The organism is Pseudoflavonifractor sp. 60 (genome assembly GCF_009911645.1).
In the GTDB taxonomy this organism is placed as follows: Bacteria; Bacillota; Clostridia; order Oscillospirales; family Oscillospiraceae; genus Lawsonibacter.
Window position 1 is genome coordinate 1 of the sequence record NZ_QWKI01000206.1, and the last position, 8,609, is coordinate 8,609.

Annotated in this window: 8 protein-coding genes and 1 pseudogene; 5 read left to right on the forward strand and 4 right to left on the reverse strand. The window is 50.7% G+C overall.

Annotation, left to right across the window (positions count from 1 at the left end):
- Positions 1–1,120 (reverse strand): recombinase family protein (locus tag D1646_RS19680; RefSeq protein WP_243154259.1); only part of this gene is annotated, 1,120 nt, incomplete at its 3' end.
- 181 nt (positions 1,121–1,301) lie between these two features.
- On the opposite strand from D1646_RS19680, the pseudogene D1646_RS23470 reads away from it, so the two are divergent.
- Positions 1,302–1,759, forward strand: a pseudogene (locus D1646_RS23470) (helix-turn-helix domain-containing protein); the annotation flags it as partial.
- 1,031 nt (positions 1,760–2,790) lie between these two features.
- On the opposite strand, the gene D1646_RS19690 reads toward D1646_RS23470, so the two are convergent.
- The 3 genes from D1646_RS19690 to D1646_RS19700 are packed head-to-tail and all read right to left on the reverse strand — an operon-like array spanning position 2,791 to position 5,398.
- Entirely contained in the window at positions 2,791–4,158 is a 1,368-nt protein-coding gene (locus D1646_RS19690) for a HAMP domain-containing sensor histidine kinase (protein ID WP_160638089.1), read from the reverse strand.
- A gap of 3 nt (positions 4,159–4,161) precedes the next feature.
- Entirely contained in the window at positions 4,162–4,863 is a 702-nt protein-coding gene (locus D1646_RS19695) for a response regulator transcription factor (RefSeq protein WP_160638090.1), read from the reverse strand.
- A gap of 25 nt (positions 4,864–4,888) precedes the next feature.
- The gene (locus D1646_RS19700) at positions 4,889–5,398 is read right to left on the reverse strand and encodes a GNAT family N-acetyltransferase (protein WP_160638091.1); all 510 of its coding nucleotides are present in this window, start codon (positions 5,396–5,398) and stop codon (positions 4,889–4,891) included.
- A gap of 147 nt (positions 5,399–5,545) precedes the next feature.
- Here D1646_RS19700 and D1646_RS19705 point away from each other — a divergent pair, with 147 nt between their 5' ends.
- From D1646_RS19705 to D1646_RS19720, 4 genes are read left to right on the forward strand one after another with little or no spacing between them, the layout of a single operon-like run.
- Complete coding sequence (locus tag D1646_RS19705) at positions 5,546–6,310, forward strand: ABC transporter ATP-binding protein (protein ID WP_160638092.1); 765 nt, start codon at positions 5,546–5,548, stop codon at positions 6,308–6,310.
- Positions 6,307–7,032, forward strand: a complete 726-nt coding sequence (locus D1646_RS19710) for an ABC transporter permease (RefSeq protein WP_160638093.1) — start codon at positions 6,307–6,309, stop codon at positions 7,030–7,032. The genes D1646_RS19705 and D1646_RS19710 overlap by 4 nt, the downstream gene beginning before the upstream one ends.
- A 12-nt stretch (positions 7,033–7,044) precedes the next feature.
- Positions 7,045–7,809: an ABC transporter permease gene (locus tag D1646_RS19715; RefSeq protein WP_160638094.1), complete on the forward strand. Its 765-nt coding sequence runs from the start codon at positions 7,045–7,047 to the stop codon at positions 7,807–7,809.
- A 4-nt stretch (positions 7,810–7,813) separates the two neighbouring features.
- Positions 7,814–8,113, forward strand: a complete 300-nt coding sequence (locus D1646_RS19720; RefSeq protein ID WP_160638095.1) for a hypothetical protein — start codon at positions 7,814–7,816, stop codon at positions 8,111–8,113.
- Positions 8,114–8,609 lie beyond the last annotated feature (496 nt).

Consider the following 8,609-nt stretch of genomic DNA (forward strand, 5'->3'; position numbering starts at 1 on the left):
CGGCGAAACGTTCCTCGGACAGCAGGCCCTTGGTCATGTCCTCATAGCTTTTCTGAATAAGCTGGTCGATCTCCAATACCCGCTGTTTGGACTTGTCCAGCTCCCGCCGCTTCTCCTCCAACGCTTTCTTCTCTTGCAGACCAAACCGCTCCATCTGCTCCTGGGCAAATCGTTTTTCATAGACCTGGATGTACCACAACAGCCTTTGCAGGCCCTCCAACACCAACTGCCCCACAACACTCTCCCTGATATAGTGAGCGGAGCATACGTTGGAATTTTTGCGGTAGCTGGAACAGAAGAAATAGGCTTGTGGCTGCTTACTGCTCTTGCTGCTTGCATAATACAGTTTTTCACCGCAATCAGCACAATAGAGAAGCCCAGAGAACATACTTACGATGCCGGTACGGTCTGGTCTGCGGCGGTGCTGGCGGAGGTTTTGGACAAGGGCGAAAGTTTCCCGGTCGATGATAGCGGGGTGGGTATCAGGAAACACTTTCCAATCCTCCTGCGGCCTGTCCAACTGCTTTTTTTGCTTGAAAGACTGGCGGCAGGTACGGAAATTGACAGTATCACCTACATACTCCTGTCTATCCAAAATGCCCGCTACTGTGCCGGAACTCCAATTACAAGGGTAGGCGGGAGGCTTTGTGGGACAATTGATACCCACGCATTGAAAATACTCGCTGGGGGTCATCACGCCCTCAGAGCGCAGTTTCTTGGCGATTTGAGTAGGCCCCAGGCCGCTGATCGATAACCGGAAGATTTGCCGCACAACCTCTGCCGCCGACTCGTCTACGATCCACTTGTTCTTGTCCTCCGAGGCTTTCTTGTAACCGTAGGGGGCGCTGGTGGTCAGCGGTATCCCGGCGTTACCACGGCTCTGCATAACACGGCGTACCTTGTCGCTCGTATTTTTTGCGTGCCATTCATTGAATAAATCCTGCATGGGAACGATGTCGCTGACCCCGTTGGCGGTGTCAATGTTGTCCATGATGGCGATATAGCGGATATTCAGCCGGACAAAATCTTCTTCCAGTAGTTGCCCCACCACAAGGCGGTTGCGGCCCAGCCGGGAGTGGTCTTTGACCACCAAATTTGCCACAAGGCCTTGTTCCGCCAATTCCATGATCTCCATGAAAGCCGGCCTTGTGAAAGACGGCGTTAGATAACGATACTTCTCAAAACACAAGAAAATCAATGGGTATGGACGGCGGGCAAGCATGGTATGTACGAAACAAAAAGCGGCGTTTCCTGCCCCAATCTGGCCGGAGACGTCGCTTTACACGCTGAAAGGAGCGGAAATGGCAATATTTCATGTCAAGAAAAATACAAATTACACCGTCATGTCCAACCACCACCTGCGGGACAAATCCCTGTCCCTGAAAGCCAAGGGTCTGCTGTCACAAATCCTCTCACTGCAGGAAGAATGGGACTACACCCTGCAAGGGCTGGCGTACATCAACCGGGAGTAGATCGACGCCATCCGTCAGGCCGTCCACGAGCTGGAGCAGGCCGGGTATATCGTGCGGACGAGGGAACGGGACAACCGGGGGCGGCTGCGGGGAGCGGAGTACACCATCTACGAACAGCCGCAAGCGCCGTCAGCTTTACCGACGTTGGAATAACCTGCGTCGGGAAAACCGATGTTGGAAAATCCTATGTAGGTAAATCCGACGCAATAAAATAAAAGATATAAGTAAATAAAGAAAAATCAAGTAAAGACTTATCAATTACCCATTCCTTTCCTATCCTTTCCCCTCCCTTGGAGGACAAGCGGCAAAGCCGCCGGAAGGGAATGGAACGGAAGCGAAAAGCAGAGAGGTCAAATCGTAGCAGGGGTATCGTGAACATTATCTGACCCGCAGAAACCGTACAGACGCGAAGCGGGTGTACGGTTTCTGCGGGTGTCACAAGAGGGCCGCAGGCCCTCTTGTGTAACAGCACAGTTTACAGTCCATCAGAAGCCAGGACAGGAGCGCCGGGGTGTCGGCCTCCCGCCCTGGCTTTTTGTGTCCTTCTGTACGCCGTTAGAAGCCCGTTTTGGCGGGTGCAGGTCAAATCGTACTGCCCCCCTATCGACCACAGCCGGAAAGCCTTGAAATATCAGGGCCGTTTTGCCTCTAAAGCGTTACACATCAGCCCTATCTTGGCAGCAGAGGTTTCTTGCCCATTTCTACGCAGTTAGAAACCCATTTTTGAGGGTGCGGGTCAAATCGTATTACCCCCTGTGCGACCGCCTCTTGAACGTCCTGAAAACAGGCCGCTGGATAGGCCCTAAATGCGTAGGCTGGCGGGCTGATTTAGGGCTGTCAGCCTACGTATCGGATAGAGGGACTATGTAGAAAGAGTTACCCCCATTTTCGGAGGAACAGATATAAACACCTTGCCCCTTTCCGATACCCACGAAAAAAGTCTGTGTTTTCAATACCTCCGGGAGCTACTTTTTCTACGCCTAACCCCTGACTTCTGCCATTCTCTTATTTCTGTGCTTTGGAGCAGATTTTTCAGCAATCAGTTTGACAGGATATATTGCCGTGGCTGCCATGCCCTTGCGGATATTGCCTCTGTTCTGTATAAGGGTTTGGGACTATCCCAACAAGCAAAACGGACACGGCCTGGCTGGGGCCGGATTAGGCCGTTTTTCGGGAGTGTAGCCACACTCCCTATGCTTGCTCTGTTCGTGTTCCCCTCGTCATCGCTTCTCTGCCCCTTGCGTTAATGGGGACATGGGAAATGTGGGAATTTCTATCAAAGGCAGGCATCTATAATTTTTTCATAAGAAGTATCATTTCACGAAATTGCTTTCTGAAATGTTAAAACCGCCTTATATCCACTCTGTGGCGCACTTTCCATTTTCATTGCCCCGCTGTGTGCTTCCACGATCTGCCTTACCAGCAATAGCCCCAGCCCATGACGTAAGTCCAGCCGTTCGTCGGTACTCTCCATGTAGTGCGGTTTTTCTCCCAGCTCCCGCAGCTTTTCGGCGGACAGACCCACGCCATTGTCGACAACGGTGAGAGAAATGGCCGTGTCCGAACAGGCAAGGAACAGGCTGATGGTACAGCCTTGTGGATTATGGTTGATGCTGTTCTGTACCAGATTGTTAATTGCCCGTGAGATCAGTCTGGCATCGCACTCCATGACTACGGTTTCAGCATCCGAAGAAATCTCTACCTCAACAGAATATTTCGGGCCAATGCCAGTGTTCAACAAATCAGCCGCATAGGAGCGCAACAGTTTAGACAGGCGCACGGGCTCCTTGTGGAGCGGCTGCATTTCATATTCTAACTGCGACACCAAATTCAAGTCCTGCACCAAGTCTTTGATTTTCGCGCTCTGTGCCCGAATAATCTCTGCCTCCTGCTGAATATTCCCATTGGCCGTATTATCGCAGGCAATTCGTCCGGCATACCCCATAATCATCGAAAGCGGGGTGCGTATATCATGGGAAACGCCGCTGATCCAGTTGGCGCAGGCCTGGTTCTGTCTGCTCAATACCTGGGACGCTTGATTGACACTATTTGCAATCTCTGATAGTTCACCCTGGATAGATAGCGCAACAGGCTTGCCGGTGGAAAGTGTTTTGATAGAGGCCATAATCGGCTCTGTATTTTTAGAGATTTTCCGCTTAGAGAAGTAGTAGACCAAGAATAAAAGCAATATGTCTATCGCCAAGATGCCAGTCACGAACAGCGGAAAAAGCCTGATTGCCCGCACAGGAAAATAGTTTCCTGTCAATTTCATAAAACTGTCTTTCGGGTAGCCCAGCACCAACAGACCATCTTCCATGTTCCGCACAAAAACGGGATAGTCTTGCAGGTAGCCTTTTGAGAACACGGCCACATCCTGAATCGTGTACTGCGTTGGTATTTCCTCCGGCAAAAATAGCGCCCAATCACATTTCCCATCTTCATTAAGCAGCATAGCCCAAATATGATTGCGCTCTAACTCCTGCGACCTTTCTTCTGATATGCCGGATGCCGCCAAATCAGCGGCCACGGCCTCTAACATATTCGCTGGGGACGCTGAACCGTATTCTTTGGACACGATGCCGCTGAACGTCAAAGCAAACGCCAGAATGTTGACGAACAGGAGAACCAGCGCAAAGGCAAAAAAGGAGAGAAGATATTTTGAGATATATTTTCCAAATGCTTTCATCTGCTATTTCCTCGCCAGCAGCTTATAGCCCAGCCCCTTGACCGTCAGCAGGGAAACCGGCTTTGACGGGTCTGCCTCAATCTTCTCCCGAACGCGCCGCACATGGGCGTTCAAGCTGTTTTCATAGCCGAAAGGATTGTCGCCCCATAGAGCCTCGCAGAGTATGTCCACTGTCACAATGCGGCCCTCATTTCTCGCAAGGGTTTCCAGTAGCTTATGTTCCATCGCTGTCAAAGGGAGTATCTGACCGCTCTTGTCCACTTCTGCCCGGCTGAAATCCACCGTACAGCTATCCAGCTTCAAAACGGCTGCGTCCTCTTTGTAGCACCGGCGCAGAACAGCATAGACCCGCAACAGAAATTCCTGGGGCAGAAAAGGCTTTGCGATATAGTCGTCTGCTCCAAGTCCAAGTCCTGCCAGCTTGTCCGCCGCCTCGTCACGGGCTGTCAGAAAAATCACGGGAATATCCGTCCATGTGCGTATCTGCTCCATCAGCGAAAAGCCGTCGCCGTCCGGGAGCATGACGTCCAAAATCGCCAAATCAGGCTTTTCCGCTTTAGCGACAGCAATTCCCTCTTTCATATTGGCGGTGGTCACAAGGCGCAAAAAGCCCTCGTCCGCTAAAATAGCCGATACCATTTTCAAAAGTTCCGGCTCGTCATCGACCAGCAGGAGTTTTTTGCTGTGTAAAAATGAATTGTCCATCGTGATGCCTCCTGACGAGATGGAATCACAGGTTTAGGCTATATCGTAAGAGATTGTAGGGATGCCCGCTTTTATCGTCTATTTTAGCAGTTGAAGAAATAATCGAAAAACCCAACGATCTTGCTAATCGGTTGGAAGCTGTGTTTTCATCTCTTGCTGAATAGATAAAGACTTTTGCGTCAAATTGTTTCTTGCAATATTGAAGCAGACCTTGAAGAATCTGCTTGCCAAATCCTTTTCCAACATAATTTGGCCCCAAACATATTCCGGCTTCTTGATATATGTAAGGTTCAATTTTCTCTATACCAGCAAACCCAATTGCTTTACCGCTTAATTTTTCATAAACCAAATAAGTGTCATGGCTTTTCTGAAAGGTGATGGTTTTTGCGATTCTTATTTTAGCGGCTTCTTCACTTGTGGTAATATTCCAGTCCATATACCTTGCGCTTTCTGGCTGTGACCAAACATTATGGTACATTTCTTCCCAATCCGGAAACTTTGCTTTATCTAAGATAAGGCTCTCTGTTTCAATCATTTTCGAGTCCCTCCATTGTCAGCTTGATTATAACACAGTTTAACCGCTTTATAAATGCCGGTGCAAAAAAGTAAGGTAAAAGTAAGGACGGGAGAATGTAGAAGTCAGGTTGATGCTGTACCATAGGGGCAGAAAGGAGATGTGCCTATGGACTACATCATCACCACAGAGCAGTTGACGAAGAAATACAAAAATTTTACCTCCGTCAACAATGTGTCTATTCACGTCCGCAGGGGCAGTATTTACGGCTTCCTTGGCCCCAATGGAGCGGGCAAATCCACCACCATGAAAATGCTCTTGGGGCTGACTGCCCCCACAAAGGGCAGCTTCACCATTGACGGGAAACAGTTTCCCAATGACCGGCTGAAAATCCTGCGGGAGATCGGCTCTTTCATTGAGGCCCCCTCGTTCTACGCCAACCTGACGGGCCGGGAAAACCTGGATGTGATACGCCGGATTTTGGGTCTGCGGAAGAACACCGTGGAGGACGCCTTGGAGCTGGTGGGACTGTACGAGTTTGGAGACCGCCTCGCAAAGAAGTATTCCCTTGGCATGAAACAGCGGCTTGGCCTCGCCGGGGCGCTGCTGGGCCGTCCACCTATCCTCATCCTGGACGAACCGACCAATGGCCTCGACCCCTCCGGCATCCACGAGATACGCAATTTGGTGAAGTCCCTGCCCAATCTGTACGATTGCACCATCCTCATTTCCTCCCATATGCTGTCGGAAATTGAACTGATGGCGGATGACATCGGCATCCTCAATCATGGACGGCTGTTGTTCGAGGGCAGCTTGGACGATCTGCGGCACAGCGCACGGCAGGCCGGAATGTCCGCCGATAATCTGGAAGATGTGTTCCTCTCCATCGTAGAGCAGGACAACGCCGCCAGAAAGCAGAGGGCAAAGCTATGAGGGCACTTGTGATCGAATTTCGGAAAGAGAAGCGGACAGGGGTGATCCCGGTGCTACTGGCTGTCGGTATTTTAGGCGCAGCCTATGCCTTTGTCAACTTCCTTGTCCGAAAAGATACGCTGCTCAATCTTCCGCTGGCCCCGATGGACGTACTACTGACCCAGCTTTACGGCATGATTATGATCCTGAACCTGTTTGGCATCGTCGTTGCGGCCTGCATGGTCTACAACATGGAGTTTAAGGGCAGCGCAATCAAAAAAATGTATATGCTCCCCATGAGCGTACCGGGGATGTATCTCTGCAAATTCCTGATCTTGACCGTCATGCTCTTTGTGGCGGTAGCTCTGGAAAATCTGGCGCTCATGAAAATCGGAATGAGCAATCTGCCGCAGGGGGCATTTGAAATGGGAACCCTGCTCCGCTTTACGGCCTATTCGTTCATCACATCCATGCCGGTGCTGTCCTTTATGGTGCTGATTTCCTCGCGCTTTGAAAATATGTGGGTTCCCCTCGGCGTAGGAGTTGCCGGTTTTTTGAGCGGGATGGCCCTGGCGTCGTCAGCCGCAGCGGTTTTGATGGTGCATCCGTTCATTGTGATGTTCAAGCCTGCGGTGGCTATGAGCGCACAGCAAGATATGCTGGTGGTGCTGTTTGCTCTAATCGAAACGCTCCTTTTCCTCGGTGTTGGACTGTGGATGGCAAAAAATCTGCGCTATGAGTAAAGGAGAAACCGCATGAACTTTTTGGATTTGCTCGGCATCGAGTTTATGAAAGTGAAACGCTCAAAGATCGTTCCGCTGATTTTTATCGCCCCGCTGCTGGTCGTAGCCTCTGGGGTGGCGGCATTAAGCCGGTACTTCACGCCGGAGTACACCAACGCATGGCCCGCTATGTTCATTCAGAGCGCCTTGGTCTACGCTTACTATCTGCTGCCATTCAGCATGATTGTAGTTTGCGTGATGATTGCGGGGCGGGAAACACAGAACAATGGCAGCCTGAAAATGCTGGCCCTGCCGGTGAGCCGGAAAGCTCTTTCCCTGGCAAAGTTTTGTGTCCTGATGTTTTATTTGTTCATGGAAATGGTTGTCTTTCTGGCGGTGTTCGTAGTCGCCGGTATGCTGGCTACTTCCACAATGGGTATTGCGGAAACATTGCCCGTTCTCTATCTTCTGAAATGGTGCGTGGGACTGTTTCTGACGATGCTCCCATGTTTGGCGGCGATGTGGGCGATCACGGTGTTATTTGAAAAACCTCTGCTTTCCGTGGGGCTAAACCTGCTGCTGGTTATCCCCGGTATTCTGGTCGCCAACACGCCGCTTTGGATTGCTTATCCCTACTGTTACAGCGGCTATCTGGTGTCCTGCTCCCTGCATGACTTTACAGCGGAAACCTCCGACACCGCATTTGCGTTGATGCCATTTCTGCCCTGTGCAATCGCTGTATTCGCTGTTCTGCTTGCTCTGTCAATCACACAATTTGGAAAAAAGGAAATGAGGTAATCGTATGGAAGTCACAAAAAAACTGCAAAAGCTCAGTCTGGCCGCGCTGATTGTCAGCCTGCTGCCACTGGCAACACTTGTCCCGGTGTTTCTGAAAATCACCCTGCCGGATGGTGTACGCATGATTTGGGCGATCTGCAACATTGCCTTTGCGCTGGCGGGCCTCCTGCTCTCCGTGATCTGCGTAAAGAGCGAGGAAAGCCGGAGCGCCGTCAATATCATGTCCACAATAATCAGCGTGGCGCTGGTGCTGATGATGCTGGGGATTGTCGCCCTTGCCCTGGTTCTCAACTTTTTGCAGTAATATCAGATTGGAAAACTGCCATATAGCCAATATTTGAAAAACTGCCGCACGACGGCAAAAGAAAAAAGCCGTCGTGCAGCAGTCTATAATCACGCTCATTTACGCACGACGGCTTACAAATCAAAGCCGCCGTTCTTTTATCACCTAAAATAATGACGCGGTAACGCTGGAAAGTGCGGCGGCTGACAGGAGGCAGCCGCTATGAGGTACATCGCTATTCGACACAATCTGACAGCTCTTGACTTGTCAAAAAAAGCCCGTCCCCCGCCTGGGGGAATTGCGGCCACGAGATTATACTATACAGTACAAATAAAGTAAATTATACTGTGCAACTCGCCCGGTGGGTCTATGACCTGCCGGGCGGTTTTTGTCGTTTCCTGCGGCCCGGAAATTTTTCTTTGATTTTTTCTCTGCGGAAAGCGGTTTTGCGCGCAAAACCTGTGCCGCTGAACGCTCTGTTAGCGGAAAGGGAAAGTACCACCACCATCCCCAAACG